The organism is Planctopirus hydrillae, from assembly GCF_001707835.1.
In the GTDB taxonomy this organism is placed as follows: domain Bacteria; phylum Planctomycetota; class Planctomycetia; order Planctomycetales; family Planctomycetaceae; genus Planctopirus; species Planctopirus hydrillae.
The window spans coordinates 116,943-137,595 of the sequence record NZ_LYDR01000152.1 but is presented as its reverse complement, the minus strand read 5'-3'; the positions used below and the strand labels follow the sequence as shown (position 1 = coordinate 137,595).

General features: G+C 54.5%; 12 protein-coding genes. 7 read left to right on the top strand and 5 right to left on the bottom strand.

Annotated features, from left to right (window positions below; all coding sequences use genetic code 11):
• The first annotated feature begins 255 nt into the window (after nucleotides 1-255).
• Nucleotides 256-720, top strand: a complete 465-nt coding sequence (locus A6X21_RS25620; RefSeq protein ID WP_369009502.1) for a DUF6881 domain-containing protein — start codon at nucleotides 256-258, stop codon at nucleotides 718-720.
• 275 nt (nucleotides 721-995) lie between these two features.
• Complete coding sequence (locus A6X21_RS19580) at nucleotides 996-1,292, top strand: hypothetical protein (RefSeq protein WP_068851527.1); 297 nt, start codon at nucleotides 996-998, stop codon at nucleotides 1,290-1,292.
• A 514-nt stretch (nucleotides 1,293-1,806) separates the two neighbouring features.
• Here A6X21_RS19580 and A6X21_RS19575 read toward each other — a convergent pair.
• A complete protein-coding gene (locus A6X21_RS19575) occupies nucleotides 1,807-3,549 on the bottom strand; it encodes a hypothetical protein (RefSeq protein ID WP_068851524.1) in 1,743 nt (580 codons plus the stop codon).
• A 402-nt stretch (nucleotides 3,550-3,951) separates the two neighbouring features.
• Nucleotides 3,952-5,331, bottom strand: a complete 1,380-nt coding sequence (locus tag A6X21_RS19570; RefSeq protein ID WP_013109212.1) for a hypothetical protein — start codon at nucleotides 5,329-5,331, stop codon at nucleotides 3,952-3,954.
• A 513-nt stretch (nucleotides 5,332-5,844) separates the two neighbouring features.
• Between A6X21_RS19570 and A6X21_RS19565 the strand changes: the two genes are divergently transcribed.
• The 3 genes from A6X21_RS19565 to A6X21_RS19555 all read left to right on the top strand — a co-directional run bounded on the left by A6X21_RS19565 (nucleotide 5,845) and on the right by A6X21_RS19555 (nucleotide 11,312).
• Nucleotides 5,845-7,284 carry a sulfatase-like hydrolase/transferase gene (locus A6X21_RS19565; RefSeq protein ID WP_068851521.1) on the top strand — a complete coding sequence of 480 codons (1,440 nt, stop codon included), beginning with the start codon at nucleotides 5,845-5,847 and terminating at the stop codon, nucleotides 7,282-7,284.
• Nucleotides 7,285-7,809: 525 nt separating this feature from the next.
• Entirely contained in the window at nucleotides 7,810-9,849 is a 2,040-nt protein-coding gene (locus A6X21_RS19560) for an ABC transporter ATP-binding protein (RefSeq protein ID WP_068851518.1), read from the top strand.
• Nucleotides 9,850-10,352: 503 nt separating this feature from the next.
• On the top strand, nucleotides 10,353-11,312 hold the full coding sequence (locus A6X21_RS19555; protein ID WP_068851515.1) for an alcohol dehydrogenase catalytic domain-containing protein: 960 nt from the start codon (nucleotides 10,353-10,355) through the stop codon (nucleotides 11,310-11,312).
• 195 nt (nucleotides 11,313-11,507) lie between these two features.
• Here the strand turns inward: A6X21_RS19555 and A6X21_RS19550 are convergent, their stop codons facing one another.
• Together A6X21_RS19550 and A6X21_RS19545 are read right to left on the bottom strand one after the other, a co-directional pair.
• Entirely contained in the window at nucleotides 11,508-13,472 is a 1,965-nt protein-coding gene (locus tag A6X21_RS19550; protein ID WP_068851512.1) for a heavy metal translocating P-type ATPase, read from the bottom strand.
• On the bottom strand, nucleotides 13,469-14,464 hold the full coding sequence (locus tag A6X21_RS19545) for a formylglycine-generating enzyme family protein (RefSeq protein ID WP_438822583.1): 996 nt from the start codon (nucleotides 14,462-14,464) through the stop codon (nucleotides 13,469-13,471). Before A6X21_RS19545 ends, A6X21_RS19550 begins: the two co-directional genes overlap by 4 nt.
• 305 nt (nucleotides 14,465-14,769) lie before the next feature.
• Between A6X21_RS19545 and A6X21_RS19540 the strand changes: the two genes are divergently transcribed.
• Together A6X21_RS19540 and A6X21_RS19535 are read left to right on the top strand one after the other, a co-directional pair.
• Nucleotides 14,770-17,376 carry a DUF1592 domain-containing protein gene (locus A6X21_RS19540; protein WP_068851508.1) on the top strand — a complete coding sequence of 869 codons (2,607 nt, stop codon included), beginning with the start codon at nucleotides 14,770-14,772 and terminating at the stop codon, nucleotides 17,374-17,376.
• Nucleotides 17,377-17,462: 86 nt separating this feature from the next.
• The gene (locus tag A6X21_RS19535) at nucleotides 17,463-19,412 is read left to right on the top strand and encodes a glycosyltransferase family 39 protein (protein WP_068851505.1); all 1,950 of its coding nucleotides are present in this window, start codon (nucleotides 17,463-17,465) and stop codon (nucleotides 19,410-19,412) included.
• Between the two features lie 381 nt (nucleotides 19,413-19,793).
• Here A6X21_RS19535 and A6X21_RS19530 read toward each other — a convergent pair whose 3' ends face one another.
• On the bottom strand, nucleotides 19,794-20,399 hold the full coding sequence (locus A6X21_RS19530; RefSeq protein ID WP_261340652.1) for a histidine phosphatase family protein: 606 nt from the start codon (nucleotides 20,397-20,399) through the stop codon (nucleotides 19,794-19,796).
• Nucleotides 20,400-20,653 lie beyond the last annotated feature (254 nt).

Genomic DNA, 20,653 nt, shown 5'->3' with positions numbered 1-20,653 from the left:
CAACGCCACTTAACAAAGAAGCAAGGGTCATGCAAATAATTCATACTATGGCCTTGAGTGAAAAAGCAACTAATTGAAGGCTACTTGATGCGGGAGAACGAAGGGGTCCGGACTCTTTTTCCTCTGTGTTGTCTCTGTGGTTAGCCGCGCAGGGTAGCCCCGGTTGAAATTCTGATTTCGACCGGAGTAGCCACGCCACAAGAGGTTTGGGTACCATCCATCCGATTGCGTCCCACGTGGTCTCAATGAAATCCCATGCCGACGATCTCCACAACGAACAAAAAAGTCCTGACCCCCTTGCCCTTTCCGTGTTATCTTGATGCCAAACGATGCCCCGCTAGACCTTACTGGCGGCATCAGTGGGAGCGGCAAGATTCTACCAGATTGGCCGGGAATTTAGTCATGGAGTATCTGAAAGTACCGTGGAAGCACGATCACGCTGACGAACCAGTCTGGTTGTACAGCGAAATCAACAACGAGCGTTGGGAAACTCGGAAGGTTGAGGTATTTCGGGATGGGTCAACGGGCTACGCAGACAACATTGAGGCGAAGGGCGGGTCAAAGTTATCAATCAAGCCACTTCCAACGATGGCTGAAATAGCCAAAGACTCACAGTTTGTGCCAAGCTTAATTGGCAATGACGAATTCGAGAGGGTATGGAGCTGTAGGGTAGAAAGTGTGCGGGCTGATTCCGCAGTGTGGTCCCGGTTGAAATCCTAATTTCTACCGGGGTGGGCAAGCCATAATTGGGCACTGGCAGAATTGCATCCGAGATCTTCAGAGACTCACATGGCCGCCATTGCGGCAGCCAAACCTCTTTTGCCTCCGGCACACAGGTAGCTCGCCGACCAGCAACCTGTGCCACCCTGTGAAGAAGCGGTTCGACACGCGTGGACCGCAAACTGTGCAAGGGACTCTGGCTTCACGATAATTCAGATTGTGAACTACCGTGACACTTCTGGAAACTACGACATGATTGAGGTGATGTTTACCCAATGAGTAACGGACATGTAGAACAAACAGTTGTGAATCAAATGCAAAAAGATTGCCAGCTTGGACTTGCTCTTTCTGAAATAATTGAGAGAGCGAGAACATCCTTGGGTGATCGAGGTGAATACACCCTTTTAGTATTGCGTCATTTTATGGTCGCATTTGGTTTGTCACTCAAAGATGCGAGGCTACTCGAAGCCTGCCCAATTATCGGCGGGACCGCAATGACAGTTACTGAAGTCGATTCATTTCTCCGTCCAAAGATGGATAACTTTCTACAAGAATTAGACCTTGGGCCATAAGTATATGCGCTGGGTGACCCCGGTTGAAATTCCGAATTCTACCGGGGTGGCTTCACCACAGGAGGGCATTGGCAGAGTTGCAACTCCGTCAAGTTTCCACCTGAAATCCTCAGAGACTCATATGACATTTCTTCCGGCAACAAAACCTCTTTTGCCCCCGTCACACAGGTAGTTCGCAGACGAGCAGCCTGCGCCACTCTGTGAGCCCGGCCCGAACCACTTTCATCCGCAGCATGATGAATATAGAACACGCATTAATGAATCAACCAGTAGGGTCCACTGTGCGGACCATCTTCCGCACACCACCGGCGATAACTTTCTTTGCCTTCAATCGGTAATGAGGCTAAGTTCCATGCTTGCAGCTCTGGGCAAGCATGCCTCCGTAAACAACGACACGCTTGTGATTCCTGGAAAGCGCATTCGTTGAGATCACAAGTTCAAACAAACAGCCCCCGGCATTTGACCAATGCCGGGGGCTATCTTTTCATCGCATCATATCGCTCATGTCACCAGCTTATCGCAAAGCTTCCTTCGAGAAGTTTGCAATCACCGAGCCGACATATCGCAGAATCCCCTGGTTCGCATTGAGTTGGCCCACGACTTCCTTGTCCTTCCGCTCGAGGCTGAAGGTCAGCAGGTCGTCACCACTGGCGAAGGCATCGACAGCCAGCTTGCGCAGGTTCTCAATCTTCTTGATGCGGTCCAGTTCTGCCTTGGATTTCCCGGTCTTCGAAACAGGGGTATTACCACGGAAGATTTCGAGGAGCTGCACCGTCGGCCCGAACTTAACCGTACCGGAGAGCACCACGGGGCTGACTGTCTTCTCACCACTGGCTTGCTGATCGATCGCAGCTTTCAGTTCGTCCAAGCCACCTTTGCCAGCCGCACCCCAGACGATCTCTTTGCCAACGCCAATGTAAAGATCGCTTTGATCTTTCCCGAAGATCGACTGAAAACCTTCCAGGCGACGAGCAGGGAATGTCAGCTTATGGATCTTCACGCCATTATGTTCTGCCACATCGGCTTCGTATTTCCAGTCGTCTCGAATCTTGGGCATAAGTGCCAACAGAGCGGGAACCGTCGAAGTCTCCTTCGCCAGAATTCCACAGGTCATGTTATGCACATTTCCCTCAACAGCATGCAGGTCGACATACGAATCGACCACACCTAACGAGACACCGTCCGTCAGAAGTGCAAAGAGTGTCTTGGAAAACTCGTTGGCAGCCGCTTTCCCTTCCGCCGTGAGATTCGGGCGGTTCTCGATATTCACGCCAATGGCGGCATTCATCACAGGATAGAACTCGATCAAATGCTTCTGTCGCATGTCGTCGAGTTCAAAGCAGGTCTTGCCCGAGATGACTGGCTGATCATGCAGCTTGATCGCCGAAAAGGCACTTGGTTTGGTTCCGAGTAAGGCAATGCTCTTTTCGAGTTCAGTCCCCGGAAGAGCCGTCAGGAGCAATGTCCCCGAACCTTTCCCTGCCTCAATATCTGTCGTCCAAGTCGCCTGCAGATGCTCAGACTGAACGATAAACCGTTCGAGTTCGGCCAACTGGTGGTTTGTCCCCAGCTTGCGCAGTTCAAAAACTTCTTTGGCTTCGTCGCGTTTGAATTTAACAGCCGCTTCAAGTTCTACGCGAAGCTTGGTGAAGTCGGCCTGTCGCTGAGTGATGGTGGCGGGATCATTCTTCAGGTCAGCCACAATATCCTGCGACCCACTGAGGAGATTCTGCGCCAGTTTCCCGGGATCGGGTGCATTCGCAGGAATGTCCTGTAGCCGCTGGCTGAGCATGGCATACTTGCCATTGGCCCGCAGAAAATACTTACGCTTCGAAGCCCCCTGCTCTGTCAGGTCATAATGACCGGCAGCATTCTTTTTGACCGTGTAGCCAAACGAAGCCACGTTGTCCAGAAAACCATCCCGGCCTTCGAGCTTGGTGGTCGGAAAGTTGAGCTGATAAATCAGTTCCTTATCACCCAGAATCACATCCACTCGAATCGGTGTCTTGCCATCCACACCAGCCAGAAAGCTTTCCAGCGTGGCGTCGAGGTTTTCCCATTCCTTTTTGAGTGCCGGCGTGGGGGCCAGATTCACCAGATACTTCAGATCTTCCCGAAGTCGGTCAGCACCCGGTTGCACAAAAGTAATGCGTGGTTCATCAGCCCGAGTCACCATCGTCGCTGCCAGAAGACTGGCGCCAAGTGCCAGAGCAGAAAAGCACTTCGTAGACCACTTACCCAGTTGAATCTGCAACACGGATGAGACTCCCTTCGCTTACAGCGCTTCTCAGGTGAACTCCATTCGGCGGCTTTGAATACTTGCCTCAGCCAGTACACAAAGTTTCCAGGAATGCTTAGGTTCACCGACTGTCAACTTATTTGTCAACCTAAACTCGGTTCTTTGATCGTTTGATCCCGGCAGATTTGCAGAAGGAACACTCAGGAATCTGTCAGGAATCAGCAGGAATCACCACAGTTCCTCTCCCGCAACTTTCAGACCCTCGATCACAAAGCCTCTCCAAAAGCAGCTTTGGGGCGATGTTTGCAGGTTGGCTTGCCAAACAAACCAACTTATGGATCAGGCCCTCATTCCAGAAAAACAATCAGCCAGGGAGGCCTTGGGGCAACACCTGGCTGATTGACATTTGTCAGGAAAAACCTACTTGGTGCATGTACTGCAGGGAGCCTGAGCGGTGGCTGCAGGAACTGCACAGCTCGGATCAACAGCGGCACAGGCCGTGACAGGCACCCGGCGGCAAACGGTACGTGGGACACACACCGTCTTGGTTTCGACCACTTTACGTGGCACGCAACTGGTCTTCGTCACCATTTTGGTCTCACAGACCTGACGGCACGTCGTGTAAGGCACCTGACGGGTTTTCACTTCACGTGTCATCGAGCAGGTTGTGTAAGGCACCCGCTTGGTGATGCATTCCGTCGTCCATGAGCAGGTTGTGTAAGGCACTCGCTTGGTGATGCACTCGGTTGTCCACGAGCAGGTCGTGTAAGGCACCCGCTTCGTGCATGTTTCGCGAACCATCGAGCAGGTGGTGTAAGGAACTCGCTTTGTCACACATTCCTTTTCCCAGCGAACGCAGGTGTAAGGAACTTGTTTCACAGACTGCACAGGCACCCGGCGGCAGACAGTGTAAGGCTGCTTGCAGGTCTGTGTCTCACGGACATACGTTGTGCAGGGAACTTGCTTGCAAACCTTGCGGGGAACCCATGTTCGTTTGCAGCACGTTGTTGGTGGGCACTGCTCGCAAACCATCCGGGCACAACCAGGACGATAAACACACTTGCAGGCACAAGGATCCCATTCCCATGTCCCGGGATCCTGCACGCACTTCTGCACCATTTTGCCAGGGATCTGATAAGTCTCAGTGACCCATTCGCCAGTGCACTCTTCCACAGTCTTGTAGGTCGTGACAGGCTTGCAGACGGTGTAGCAGACATCGCGGTAGCAGGTTTCGGTCTCTGTCCGATAAGTGGTGCAGCAAACCTGACGATAGTGCGTCTCGCAAACAGGCTTCTTGACTGTGCAGGTCACGTCGCGATAGCAGGTCTGGAACACAGGACGGCACTTGGTGTAGCAGACGTCGCGATAGCAGGTCTGGTAAACCGGCTTCTTGATTGTGCAGGTCACGTCGCGATAGCAGGTCTGGTAAACCGGCTTCTTGATCGTGCAGGTCACTTCCCGGTAGCAAGTCTGATAAACAGGCTTGCACACGGTGTAACATTCTTCACGATAGCATGTCTCGCGGATGGTACGGGTGCAGGTCACTGGTACCTGGCAAGTCACCTGATCGTACACCGTGCGGCAGCACTGGTACTGCTTCGTATCCCAAACCGTTTCCTGAACGGTCTGGTAGCACGTGGTGGGGCAGGCCTTGGCGGCGCAGTAATCGCCAGCCGGGGCACATGCCTCAGTAGGACAGCAGCGATACCTTGCGGCACCGCAGTATTTTGCTTCGGCAACATCTGCCAGTCCGAAGGCCAGCAGGCCTCCCAGAGCGACCATCATGGACGCAATTTTCATCGCTCGATCCTTGTTCCTGTCAGAACGGCGTGAAGCTATCCCCCGGCATTTGTTCGCAGGTGCCAGAAGACAACTTGTCTCATCGTCTACATCGACGGCCCCCTCACGAGGCTTGAGACAAAAGTTGGATTTTTTTTTCGCAAAAGTCCCGATTCGGCATTTCTGGATTGTTTTTGCCCGTGAGTGGCAAAAACTGCCGAAAAACTCCTTGGCAGCGGAAGCAAAGCCCCCGGCCTGCCTATTTTGCGGCATTCGAATCGGAGCCTGCTTTCCCTCACCGCTCCAAAGATCGGCATTCCCAGCCGCTTCTCCCACGAAAAGACAACCTGTCACCGGTAATCGTCAGGATCAGCAGAACCACCACCTGACCTGCGCATCCTGACCAGGCCTCCCAAGACACTGAATCTGCCACTCCTCCAAAATGTTGGGGATCGGCAAGCCAAAGGATTGATCGCATGAGATCGCGTTGATATGACGGAGTCGTCACCGATTCGCACCGTTAGGAAGATGCACATGTCATCAGGAAGTCACCCGGCAATCGCACTCTGGTTGGTTCTTGTGGCATTTTGTTCACAAACCCTCTTAGCCGCCGAGGATGTGAATAAAACCAGCCCACCCGGACGCCCCAACATTCTCGTCATCATGGCAGATGACCTGGGATACGCGGACCTGGGGGTTCAGGGTGGCTGCGAAATCCCCACGCCTCACCTGGATCAATTAGCAGCCAGTGGCATTCGCTGCACCAACGCGTACGTTTCCGCACCTTATTGCAGCCCTTCCCGCGCAGGCTTTCTCACCGGGAAGTACCAGACTCGCTTCGGGCACGAGTTCAATCCCCATGTGGGCGAAGAATCCAAACTCGGCTTGCCGCTCGAAGAAGTGACGATCGCCAACTTATTGCAGAAAGAGGGCTATCGCACGGCCCTGATTGGTAAATGGCACCAAGGCTTCAGCAAAGATCATCATCCGCAAAGCCGGGGGTTCGATGAGTTTTTTGGCTTCCTCGTCGGTGGCCACAACTACCTCTTACATAAAGAAGTCAAACCCAGGTTTGGCAGTGCTCACTCTCACGACATGATTTACCGTGGCCGCGAAGTCGAACCCCAGGAAGGCTACGCGACAGATCTCTTCACCAACGAAGCCCTTCGCTGGATGAGTGCCACTCCCTCTCAGCCCTGGTTCCTGTATCTCGCATACAATGCGGTCCATACACCACTCGAAATTGCCCCCCATCTGCAGAAGAGAGTCCCAGAGTCCGTAAAAATCCCGGCTCGCCGTGGTTACCTATCCTTACTGGCCGGCCTCGACGATTCCATTGGCCGGATTACAGAGCACCTGACTCAAAATGGGCTCCGCGAAAAGACTCTCATTATATTTCTCAGTGATAATGGCGGGTCGGGACGCGCGCCAATACTCGCGTACAACTCTGGGCTCAACCATCCCCTGCGTGGAGATAAAGGGCAGACTCTCGAAGGTGGCATCCGCATCCCCTTCTTTGTCTCATGGCCCGGGCAACTCCCGGCAGGCACCATCTACGAGCAGCCCATCATTTCTCTCGATCTTCTCCCCACGGTCTGCCAGTTAGCCTCCAAAGATCCAGGAAAACCACAGCCACTTCCTCAAGGAATCGATGGGGTGAATCTCATGCCCTTTTGGCTCGGGCAACGTTCGGGAGCTCCTCACGAATCGCTCTTCTGGAGATTTGGCCCCCAAAAGGCCGTCCGCTCAGGAAACTGGAAGCTCGTGGATTGGCGAGACTTTCCGGCATCAAAAAATAGCGGCTGGGAACTTTACGACCTTTCCACAGACATCAGCGAAAAAAACAACCTGGCAGAAACTCATCCCGAAACGGTCGCCCGCCTGAAAACTTCCTGGGAGAAGTGGAATCAATCCAATATCGAGCCCCTCTGGAGAGGCTCCAAGATGGAAGATCCCACCCCCGTGACGAAATAATTTTGCTCACAACCTGCTGTGTGCCATGCTCAGTGTGCCATGCTTGCAGCTCTTGGCTCTCTATTACACACCACGGCCACCTTAGGGTGGCCCGGCCAACTCGTGGCCGGGTCGTCGTACTTTGTACGATGACAAGAAGCCGCGCCATACGCATGCCCCTCTGGAACCCTCGCCCACGTCTTCGTGGGAGAGGGCAGAGTGAGGGTCTTCTCTCCTGTCTTATTGTGTTATGTGACATGCTTGAAGCTCCGGGCAAGCATGTTTTCACAACCAGCAACTCTCAGCAATTTTCTGGAAAACGTCTAAGTCGGCTCAATCGCCTGCCATTTCCCAGATTCGTTGTTTCCCTGGCATCAAACGGCTGGAGAACTCTTCTTGCCCACGTTCGCTACTTCTGCGAAAGTCTTACAGCGTGCGACTTTTCGTAAGAAAAGCTCCTCGCCAAAGATCAGGAAAGACTTTTCGAACATTTGACTTGGGCCCACACACAATCGTCGGCCCCTGGCACAGGGATGTGCACGATCTATGGAGAGCCTGAACCAACTAGCCCCTTATCTCTGGCGCGTCCGGGGATATCTGATTGGCTCATCAATTGCAGCCCTGCTGGTGGCCATTTTCTGGTCAGCCGGGCTGATGCTCTCCTATCCGCTTGTCAAAGTTCTCTTACAAGGCCAGAGTCTCCAGGCTTATCTGACAGAAGAAACCCAGAAAGCCGAAACCGAAACCGCCCGCCATCAAGCCGAAGCCGCCCGAGTTCAGCATCAGCTCGACCAACTCGATCCGGAAGTCTCGTCCTCCGAAAAAATCAGCCTGCTCAAAAGCCTCGACCGTGCTCAGAGGCAACTGGCCTCGTCCGGCTGGCGGCTCATGTTCTGTACCTGGCTCACCAGACAGCTCTCCTCCTGGCTCCCCGAACAGGCATTTCCCACGCTCGTCCTGCTCCTCGCTTTGTTGACGTTGGTCACGCTGGCCAAAGGTTTAACGGTCTACCTGCAGGAAAATCTGGTCGGCATCGCCGTCGAATCGACCATGGTCATGCTCCGCCAACGCATGTTCCAGCACGTTCTCAGGCTCGACCACGTGACCTTAAGTCTCCTCGGCACGCCGCAGTTGATGGCGCGCTTCACTTATGACCTGCAACAGTTAGGGACAGGGCTCACCCTGTTCGGCGGGCGTTTAATCGTCGAACCGTTAAAGATTCTCAGCGTGCTGATCTGCTGTTTTGTCGTGAACTGGCGATTAACAACCCTTTCGCTCATCGTCGTCCCGCTGGGAGCACTACTGTTTGGGCGCTACGGCAAAAAAATCAAAAAAGCCAGCCGCAAACAGATGGAAAGCATGTCGCGGATCTTCACTCAACTCGAAGAGACGCTCAGATCATTTCGCACGATTCTCGCCTTTGGTCTCGAAAGGCAAAGGCGGCAAAGCTTTCATCGCGAACAGAAAGTGGCCTTCGAAAAAACGATGAAAATCCTGCGAATGGATGCCCTCTCCAGCCCCACCACAGAAATTCTTGCCACACTGGGGGCCTGCATAGCGCTTCTTCCGGGAGCTTACATGGTCCTGCGCCAGAAGTCCGAAATCTTCGGGATTCAACTCTCCGAAGGGCCTCTCGATATCGCCGAACTCGCGCTGCTTTACACCCTCATGGGTGGCTTGCTCGACCCGGCCCGCAAACTCGCAGCCGTCTATCCCAAGTTCAAAAAATCGTCCGCCGCCTGCGATCGTGTCTTCAGCCTGCTGAAAACCCACACCCGCCTACAGCAGGATCGACAATGGATTCCCCTCCCTAGGCATACTCAACAGATTGAGTTCGAAAACATCACCTACACTCATCCCGTCGCTGAAGAACGCAATCAGGCACGTCCACCAGCGCTGGACCGCGTTTCACTGAAAATTGCCTTCGGCGAAACCGTGGCAATCGTCGGAGGGAACGGCTCCGGAAAATCAACACTCGTCAACCTGCTCCCCAGGCTCTACGACCCGGATTTCGGCGTCCTGCGTATTGATGGAATTGATGTTCGCCACACTCAGTTGGCGTTGTTACGAAAGCAGATTGCGGTCGTGCCACAGGAAACACAGCTTTTCCACCGCACCATCTCGGAAAATCTGCGCTATGGCAGTTGGGATGCTCCCGCTGACCAGGTGACTCGACTGGCTCATGATTTTGCCGTCGATTCGTTCGCCAGTCGTTTTCCCGATGGACTGGAAACTTCTGTCGGCGAGCGGGGTCAACGCCTTTCCGGTGGTCAAAGACAACGTATCGCCCTGGTCAGAGCACTCCTGCGCGATCCTGCTATTCTCATTCTCGATGAAGCCACATCAGCGATTGATCGCGAGAGTGAAACTCAGATTTACGAAGCACTCGCCCACCATAAGCAAAATCGTACCGTGCTGATCGTCACACACTCGTTGACAGACACACTGCTCAAAATTGTGGATCGAGTGGTCGTGATGGATCATGGGCAGATCATCGCCCATGGCGAACATACCCAACTGTTGAAAACCTGCCCGATCTATCGAAATCTGTTTGCCGCCCAGCGTGAACAGGCCCACGCCGCCTGAGATGACCGCTGCTCGACAACAAGAGGCCGCGCCATCCGCGTGCATCTGGAACCCTCGCCCGCGTCTTCGTGGGAGAGGACAGGGTGAGGGTCTTCTCCGTATTTCATTATGTCTTGGGTGGCAGACCTTGGTGGCCCATAAAATCAAAACACTGCGAAAGGGCGTGGTCTTTGAGCATCTCAATCTTACTTTTGATGTCATGACGGGTGGCAGGGGTCGAATGTCTTCATTCGCCCCTTGGTTAATCGACTTCACCAGCGCAATTGCATCCGGAAAAAGCCTTCCTGGCTTTCGAGCACAATCGACTGAATTCATAAGAGTCGAATGACGTCGGAGCAAACGAGGACTTTTTACCCCAGCCACGCGTCTAATGAGCACTCCGTCAAACTTGTGTGTCATCGACAGCAGCTCTGGGCAAGCATGTTTTCGCAACCAGTCACGCGATGTTATCTTCTGGGAAACATACAATAAGAGACCCCCACGAAAGAGCCCCGGTAGACGTCATGACTAAGATCGTTCTTTCTCGCGGCAACATCGCCATTGATTCTTCAGTTGACGAGGCTCTCCTCTCCCCATCCAGCACAACTGACGAAACGATCATTGAACTGAAGCTCGCCGGCATTTGCGAAACCGACCTGCAACTCATTTCTGGCTACATGGGTTTTGAAGGGGTGCTAGGTCACGAATTTGTCGGCACAGCCCTCAATGGCCCGTTCGCCGGGAAGCGCGTCGTTGGTGAGATCAACTGTCCCTGCGGTCAATGCGTCTATTGTCAGCGAGGCCAGACATCCCACTGCCCGCATCGAACGGTCCTGGGAATTTATCGACGTCATGGAGCATTCGCTTCGAAGTTCTCACTCCCTTCCAGAAATCTGCATGTGGTTCCCGAGAGCCTCCCGGATGATCTGGCCGTTCTCACTGAGCCACTGGCGGCCGCACTTCGCATCCCGGAGCAACTGGATCTGGCTGGGAAAAGTGTGCTGGTCGTGGGTGATGGCCGCCTGGGCAGCTTATGTGCCGCCGCCTTGTTCCCATTGGCCGGGGAGCTTGCCGTCGTCGGCAAACATCCCGAAAAACTGCAATTCGCCAAAGAACTCGGGCTGACGACTTATCTCAAAGACCAACTTCCCGCACAGCGAAAGTGGGAGGTCGTCATCGAGACGACAGGTCGTAAGGAAGGTCTTGAGTTTGCTTTGCCCCTGGTGGAACCCGAAGGGGTTGTCGTTCTCAAAACGACAGTCGCCGGCCCGCATCAGCTCTCGCTCGCACCGGTCGTGATTGATGAAATCCAGGTCATTGGCTCGCGCTGCGGCCCCTTTGCCAAAGCTCTGGAGTGGCTCGTTCAGCAAGGCTCAATCCTGCAACCACTCATTGAAAAAACGTACTCTCTTCACGAAGGCCAGGAAGCTCTGGCTCACGCTCAAAAGCCCGGCACCCGCAAAATTCTGCTCAAACCATCATAGACCCACAAACCCTCTGAAACCCTCGCCCGGTCTGCCGGGAGAGGGCAAGGTGAGGGTCCATCTTTGTTCAATTCGGTATCTCTTCGTGCCATGCTTGCAGCCCTGGGCAAGCATGCCTCGCCGTCCCTCAACTCGCCATAGATTTCTGAAACGCAAAACAGTTCCCAACCTCAACCCGACCTGAAACTCCAGCTCTCACGACGGAACATTCCCGGAACTTCCTCCAGAATCCGATGAGTCATAATCAACCAGCGATCCTCCGGGAAAACCCACGCGCAGCGCATTCAGGACAGCGATCACATCGATCACTTCCTGAAGAATCGCGCCAAACACCGGGGGTAAGTATCCCAACGCTGCAAAGCTCATCCCGGTGAGACTCAAGACAATCCCACCCACTGCACTTTGCAGGGCAATCGTTCGTAATCGCCGGCTGATATGCAGAAACTCATCGACCCGCTTGAGATTCCCATCCAGAATCACAGCGCCGGCCGCTTCAGCAGTCACATCGCTCCCACGGCCAAATGCCAACCCCACTGTCGCTTCTAATAATGCCGGTGCGTCGTTGATTCCGTCACCCACATAAACAGTTTTTGCCTTCCGGGTTTCGGCTCGAACAATCGCCACCTTCTGCTCGGGTGTTTGAGAAAAATAGATTTCCGAAATCCCGACGGAATCAGCCAGATACTTCACTTCGCTTTCACGATCTCCCGAAACGATCATCACCTTCTGGAAATGATGCCTTTCTCGAAGATGATCGATAAATCGCTTGCCGTCATCTCGGGGCCGATCTCGAAAGCTGGTAACAGCCGCCAGTTGGCCATCGATAAGAATGACACATTCGAGCCCCCCTTGTGTGGGTGGTAACTGCTCTGCGAGAGCCGGTTGATTCTTCTGAAGTTTTGCACGTCCCGTAACAGCGATCTGATGGCCTTGAACCAACCCTGTCAGCCCTTGCCCGGGGAGTTCAGCCACGCTCGAAACGTCCAGCAATGGCAAACCCGCTGTTTGAATCGCTTCCAGAAATGGCGTGGCCAGTGGATGTCTCGAATACTGCTCGAGTGTGGCTGCCAGTTGCAGAACATGCTTGCGGTCGAATCCCGAAAGTGGCGTCAACTCGACCATCGCGGGCCGGCCGTAAGTCAGCGTTCCCGTTTTATCGAAAATTCCTACCCGGCACTGCGTGACTGTTTCCAGAACAGCGGGATCCTTAATGACAATTCCTTTGCGGGCAGAAAGCGAAACCGCACCGATGATCGCCACCGGGATCGCAATCAGCAGTGGGCAGGGAGTCGCCACCACCAGCACTGCCAGAAATCGAATGGCTTCGCCGCTGATGACCCACGCCGCAATCCCAATGCTGACTGCCAGTGGCGTGTACCAGGCTCCCAGTTGATCCCCCAACCGCCTCAGGCGGGGCCGCTGCTGCTCAGAAGCCCGCATGACTTCCATGATCTTGGCGTGCCGTGAATCACTCGCTGGCTGATCGACACGAATCGTCAGTGCTGCCTCCCCATTGATCGCACCCGAAAGCACACTGGCACCCACCGCTTTGGGGAGCAGGTAAGGTTCGCCCGTCAGGAACGATTCATCCATCGTCCCCTGCCCTGCAGTCACGGTGCCATCTGTCGGACAGAACTCGTGCGGCAGCACAACCAGGAGTTCTCCCACTTGCACCTCTTGAAGCGGGACATCTGTCAGGTGTCCATCAATCAACCGATGGGCGACAGTCGGCATCCGCTTCGCCAGAGCATCGAGCGCACTCGAGGCCCGGCGGACAGCGTAAGCCTCGAGCGCTTCACCGCCAGAAAGCATCAGCACCACCAGCGTCCCTGCCAGATATTCCCCCAGCAGCACAGAGGTGACAATCGAGATCCCAGCCAGCAGATCCGAGCCAAACTCTCCCCGGAAAAGATTCCCCAGCAGCCCGATCACCAGGTAGCCGCCACCCAGCAATAAGGCCACCAGCAGTGGCAAATCGGCAACTCGAATCGAACCGTAAATGGGAAGATTCGGCGAGGAGTAGGCGAGCATTCCCCACACCAGCATCGCCACAATCGCCAGCCCGGCAATCGATGTTTGCCGTTGTCCCTCAGTGAGCCATCGACTGCTGTTTTCATTCGTAGATTCAACAGTCGATTTTTTCTGTCTGGGAGCGGTCATGGGGCCACCGATTTTGCACAGCGAAAGCCCACATGCGACATCCCGGTATCAGGGCTGCAGCCATGCCGGGCACTGGGGCGATAACGCGAACAATAGCTGTCGTTACACAGAAACGAACCTCCACGCTGAGACCGCAACTGCTGGAAAGGTTGCGTCGGGTCGTGGCTCTTTTCTGGCCCGGCAGGATTGTTCGTCACGGCAAGTTGTGGCCTTTTGGAGTAAAGCTCCCGATCATACCAGTCGTGGCACCACTCCCAGACATTGCCAGACATATCGTAAAGCCCGTAATCGTTGGCCGGAAATGATTTGACCGGGGCCGTACGCGTAAATCCGTCTTTGGCCGTATTCTCGTAGGGGAACTTTCCATTCCACAGATTCGCCTGCGGTGAAGTTTCACTGGGGGGAGTCGTCCCCCAGACGAATGGCAAACCCTCTTTGCCGCCCCGCGCTGCCCGTTCCCATTCAGCTTCTGTGGGCAACCGCTTGCCTGCCCATTGGGCATAGGCCTGGGCATCATCCCACGAGACATGCACCACGGGATGATCCATACGCTCCAGAATATGAGAATAAGGCCCTTCAGGATGACGCCAGTTCGCACCAGGTGTCCAGACCCACCATTGCGAAAAGTCATTCAAAGGGACCGGATGATCGGGCGGTGTAAACACTAAAGAAGCTGGCACCAGCACTGCAGGATCTGGTGCCGGTGTACCAGGTGGACTGTTCGCCAGAATCTCTTCAACAGTCGGGGCTTTCTCGGCGGTCGTCACATAGCCCGTCGCTTTAACAAACTCGGCAAACTCCCGATTGGTCACTTCATGCGCATCAAGCCAGAAACCCTCGACAGAAACAGGATGTGTCGGGCGTTCGTCATCCCACGCCAGAGGATCATTTGAACCCATGCGAAATTCACCACCAGGGATCCAGACCATCCCCGCAGGTGCGACCACACCTTCTGGCGGGCCACTTTTTTCCCCTCGGCCTTTATTGGCCATGATCCATGAATTGGCGAGCATGCCGGCTCCCAAAATAACTCCCACCAGTAACAGCAGGAGACCCCACCGGGAGGCATTCGATTTCTGAACCCCAGGGGCCGCGCTGGCTTGAGTCGGTGTTGGCGAGAGAGCATCCGGCATAGTGAATCCACAGAACACATTCCATTTTCTCAAAAGCCATCCTCCGAAAATGGAGTGCTGCCTTTTGGTGCATCGGCATTGTATAACAAAACGTGGATGCGATGCTCATCCCACATCAGACATTTGCGACATGACGAATCAGCCATGCTTCCGGATATGATCCCATGCTGAAAATCTATCAGTTTTTCACCACTTTGTGTGGTTCCGAAGGGCGAAATCCTTTCTGGATCAACTTAAGCACCTTGTTCGTGTTCAGCGTGCAGCCAATCGTAGGGGCTGCTGAGCAAGGAACCAAAGAGTTCGTCCCCGATCAGCAAGGTTACCAGAAGCTTGTCGCCCCGTTCTTCAAATCGTATTGCAGCGAATGTCACTCAGGGGACAAACCCGAAGGCGAATTCAGCCTTGATAAAGCACAACTGAAGAATCAACTGACAGACCCCGTGGCCAAAGCCCGCTGGCGGGAAGTGGTCAATGTGCTCAACTCCCACGAAATGCCACCCGAAGAAAGTCCTCAGCCACAGGCGAAAGATGTCGCCGCCGTTGTTGACTGGGTCACAGCCGAAGCCGTCCGTGCCGAAAAGTTTTCGCGAGAACAGACCAACGTCTTAAGACGCCTGACGCGCGATGAATATCGCCGCACAATCCGCGATCTCGTAGCAATTGATTTCGATGTCTCGGCGTTTCCCGAAGACCCCGCCGCAGGAGGCTTTGATAACAACGGGAGTGCTTTGACAGTCTCTCCCATGCACATGGAACTTTACCTCGCATCAGCCAGGCAGATTCTCGATCGCGCACTGATCGAAGGCGAACAACCACCGACAATCCGCTGGAAATTCGACCCGCAGGCCGGCCCAGCCGATCGAGTACGATTGCGGATCGATCCCAAAAACAACCCATTGGTCAATGGTGGTAACAATCGGCAGGATGGCGAATGGGTCGCTGTTCACCATGCCTCGTGGGATACGAATGTGGGGGCTCGCGATTTTCGAGTCCCCATGGCCGGCACCTATCGCATCCGGGCACAACTGGCCGGGACAAAACCCACTCGCCAGGAAGTCATCGCCAGTGCCGCAAAAATTCTCGCGAAGCGGCGCGACGAGCAGATCGCCAAACAGCCGCAGCGCACTAAACAGCACCAGGAGCAATACCAGCGAGATCTCCAGCACTTCGAAACATCGCGGATCTACGATTACGGGCCAGTCCGCGCCAAACTCAATGTTCAATTGGGTTCACAACCCCGCACCATTGCCGAGTTCGATATCGAAGGCACCCGGGAGCAGCCCGAGATCAAGACATTTTTGACCCGCATGACGACCGAAACTGCGGGCATATCTTTCGAGTATGCCTACTCCATTCCGCGCGAACTGGAAAACTTCTGGCTGCAATCCTCACTGGAGTTTGCTCGACCTGAGCTGCTGGTCGACTGGTTCGAAATCGAAGGACCAATCTTCGAAAGCTGGCCACCTCCGAGTCATCAGCTCATCATCGGGAAAGAGCTTCCATCCGCCGACAAAGAAGTATCCGCAGTCACCTCCATCCTGCGGAACATGATGCAGCGGGCCTATCGTCGGCCACCCGACGAAGCCGAGGTCGAGCAGCGTCTGGCTCAGTTTATCGCCGCCCGCAAATCCCGCACCTTCATCGAAGCCCTCAAGCTGCCACTCATCTCGATTCTCACGTCGCCCAACTTTCTTTATCTCGTCGAAGGGCCCGTCCAAAACCCCGCCCAGCCACTCGATGATTATCAACTGGCCACCAGACTTTCCTTCTGGCTCTGGTCAAGTATGCCCGATCAGGAACTCCTGCAACTCGCGGCCGAAAAGCGGCTTTCACAGCCAGAAGTCCTCAAAAGCCAGGTCGTACGAATGCTCAAAGATGCTCGTTCGCGAGCCTTTGTCGAAAACTTCGCTGGCCAATGGCTGGGTCTAAGGCAAGTCGGAGCCAATCCTCCCGCCAAAGATCTCTACCCGGAGTACGACCGTCATCTCGAAACATCGATGATCGAAGAGTCTTTGGCCTACTTTCAGGAGTTTCTCCAACACGATCTCGATGTCCGGCAAATGATCCAGTCCGATTTTGTCGTCATCAACGAACGACTCGCCCGCTTCTATGAAATTGATGGAGTCCGCGGCGATCAGTTTCGACGCGTCCAGGTTTCCAGCGATATCCCCCGCGGCGGAATCGTCACCCAGGCCTCGATTCTTTGCCTCACCTCCAACGGAACTCGCACCTCTCCCGTCAAACGAGGAACCTGGATTCTCAAGACATTACTGGGGACAGATCCCGGCCTCCCCGTCGCCAATGCCGGTGAAATTGCCCCCAAAGTCCCCGGCATCGACAAAGCCACCGTTCGCCAGAGGCTGGAAATCCATCGCGAGTTGCCTCAATGCGCCCGCTGCCACAATAAGATCGATCCCTTAGGGTTCGCTCTCGAAAACTTCAATGCCGCTGGTGATTGGCGCGAACGCGAAGGGTTTGGCTACCAGGGCAGAATCCAGGCCAATGATCCACTGATCGATGCCTCATCCCGCATGCCCGACGGAACAAACATCGTCGGCGTGCGCGGATTGCAGCAAGCTCTCTACCAGCGGCACGATCTCTTCGTCAAAGCCCTCGCAGAACGCCTGCTGACTTACGCACTCGGCAGAGAACTGGGTCTCTCCGATCAACCCGCCGTCGACCGCATTGTGCAATCCGCTCGCGACAATAACTACCGTTTATCCGCCATGCTCGAATCGATTGCCACCAGCGAAACTTTTTGCCTCAAATAGCGATCCACCAGATTCGTTATTCAACTCAACCTTCGCCAATCGTTGACCAGCCGGTCGTAAAGTGACCATGGGAAATACTTGAAAACATGACTGCCAAGGCCTCTCAGCCAAATCTGACTCTCACAGCCATCAGGCACAAAATTCCGGTCTATTCGTGGCTGGCCTTGTTTCTGGCGATGGGGCTTCTGGGCTTTGCGAGCTTCCAGATTCAATCAACATCGAGCATCACGTTCGACGAAACATTTTATCTCAATGCCGGCGTCAGGACTGTCGCCTCGGGAACACTCGATCCTGCCATCTGCGATTGTGGTGTCGCACCACTTCCCATCATTATCTGCTATCTTCCACCACTGCTCCTCTCTCGAAATGAGTATCGCCATGAAGCCTGGGTCGGACACGAGAACGATCCTCAGTTGATCATCTTGCCTCGCCGCCTCAACACACTTCTCGTGGGTATGCCCCTGCTCATCGTCATCTGGTTATGGCTGGGCACAAAGTGCGGGCCCGCCGGTGCCTCCCTGGGCGTCCTTATGACAGCCGCCTCTCCCACAATTCAGGCCCATGCCGCCCTGGCGACAACCGATTTAAGCTTCACTTTGTTCGGATTGCTGGGAATTCTGGCGTTAGCCCACTATCTCGAACAGCCAACGTGGAGCCGGCTCGGGATCCTCGCCATCGCCATGGCCGCCTGCCTTTCTGCAAAATACTCGGGGGTCTTTCTCTTTCCCGTGGCCGGACTGATGTTTCTCGGGCGGGCTCTTCGCGACCAAAACGTCCCCCCAACAAACGAAACCAGCACAAACGTGCCCGAAACAAGCGCGACCCCAACAATTGAAACCAGCACAGAGAAGTCCCCCCTGTCCAGTTCTATCAGTCGGCGATCGCAGGGATGGTGGCCTGTCGTGCGGCAGACTTTTGTCACTTACACGTTACTTCTGCTGCTCGTCATCCCTCTGTGGTGGGCGTTTCACGGCTTCTCGTTCACTGGCCCTTTGAAAAATGTTCCACTGGAAGTCACGCCTCCCGATTCACCCTGGGTCGAAATCCTTGGTCGCGGGCCCTGGGCAGACTGGATCATGGATCAGGCCCATCGTCGCTGGAAGCGGCCCGCTCCAATTGCGGGTGTCCTCTTTCAATACCTCCACAACAAGACCGGACATACAGCCTTTCTGATAGGGGAAACCTCACTCACTGGCTGGCGCACATACTTCCCCTGCACCATCGGATTCAAGAGCACACCCTCCGAACTGATTCTGATCACTCTGCTGCTATTGGGGACCATTTTCCTGAGGCTGGCTGGTTGCATCAGTTGGAGTCAACTCGATTTCTCCCGCCGCTGCTTGTGGCTTTCTTTCGCTGTATTGGCAGCACTCCTGCTCTTCGCCCGCATCAATATCGGCCATCGCTATGTATTGATCCTCTACCCCCTCTTCATCATGCTAGGTATTGATACGATCTTCATGATTTATCATAGTTTTATAGTTCGTTTCCCTAATACGAGTGGTACTTCGAAAGCCGAATGGCCTCGTGTGATATTCACGCTGATTGGCAGTCTCCTGTTGGCGATGCAACTTTGGAGTTCATGGTCGATACAGCCCCACCCCCTCTCCTACTTTAATGGGCTCTGTGGCGGCCCGGAGCAGGGTGGCAGATTGCTCCTCGATTCAAATATCGATTGGGGCCAGGACCTTCCCACCTTGCAGAAGTTACTCGCCAGCGAAGACTCGTCGAAAGTCGCTTTGCAATACTTCGGGACGGCATTACCAACTGCCTATGGTATTCACGCCGACCCCACCAAAGCACTGCGCCGACCACTGGAGGACTATGAACTTCTGGCAATTTCTGTCACCCACCTGGGTGGACTTTACGTCTTCGGCAACGATCCCTATCAGAAGTTTCGCACCTGGCAGCCCGAGGCCCGGGCCGGCTATTCGATCAATCTCTATCGACTCGATACTCCCGAACGAAAAGCGGCCTTTGCACAAGCCATTCAAGAGCATGAAAAAGCCCGGGCCGAGTATTTACTCAAGCAGTAGATCGATCCGAGACAGATACCAAACAAACTCTGCTCGTCGGTATGGGGTGGCTGAGGTTGAGCGTCTTCGCGAACCCCCAGATCGTGCCCAAGATCACAGGGGGTTCGACCGGTTGGCTGGGGTCAAACGTCCTCGTTTGCCCCCAGGTCGTTGGATTCTGATCGTAATTCGCGGCGACCGGGTTGCTGGGGCCACACGTCTTCGCGAACCCCCAGGTCATTTAACTCTGATCGCTAATGGCGAACATGCCTTGAATACCATGCTTTCGGCTCCAAGCAAGCATGCTCGACAAACTCTCCACACGCCTCTGACTTCTGAGAGGGAAAAACAACAGGTTTTCTGCCTCGCTGCTCAATTTCCATCCAATCAATATTCATACAATCAATCGAGATGAAGCACACTGTTGAGCGTGATCAGTTCGGCTCGGTCAGTCGTCCACTCGATCACATTAATACAGCAATTGGCCTGCTTGACCTGACGCGCCAGGCGGAGTGGTAAACCCAAGAGCGGTGTGAGAATCACTCGATTAAGCATGTTGTGAGCCACCACCACAATGTTCTCACCCTGATGCCGCTCAGCCAGTTGCTTCAGAGTCGGCTCTGCACGGTGGAGCACATCAGAATAGGATTCGCCTCCCGGGTGAGGGTTGGTGGCAGGATCCGCAAAAAAATGATCGTGAGCCTCAGTGTCCTTTGTCCGGATGGTTTCCCAGTCAAGACCTTCCCACCGACCGACACTGCATTCCCGTAGATTCACATCAGTTTCCACCTTCAACTGATGACTCTTCGCAATGAACTCTGCGGTCTGATGGGCCCGCTGAAGTGGGCTCGCATAAACTCCCGCAACACGAAAGCCGCTTAATGCCTCAGCGAGCGATCGGGCCTGCGTTTCACCAATCGCCGTGAGAGGCCCGTTCATTTCGCACCCCTGCAAAATGTAGGGACGCATCTCATTCGCCGCCGTCGCTCCATGCCGGCAAAGAAGCATTCGACAGACATTTGCAGGTGGGGCTTGTCGCATCAATCGTCTTTCTCAGGAAACACTGCCATCACAATTCATCAGCACAGGCTGCGATGTAAACTTTAGCGACATCACCCGGAAACAACAGCCTCACACCCGAACGATCCCAGGCAATCTGATGTTAAATGGATGCCAAGATATCGTTGCGCCAAGTGTGTCATGCTTGCGGCTCGGAGCTCTTTTTTTTCACGCAACGGCCCCCTTAAAGTGCCCCGGCCAAC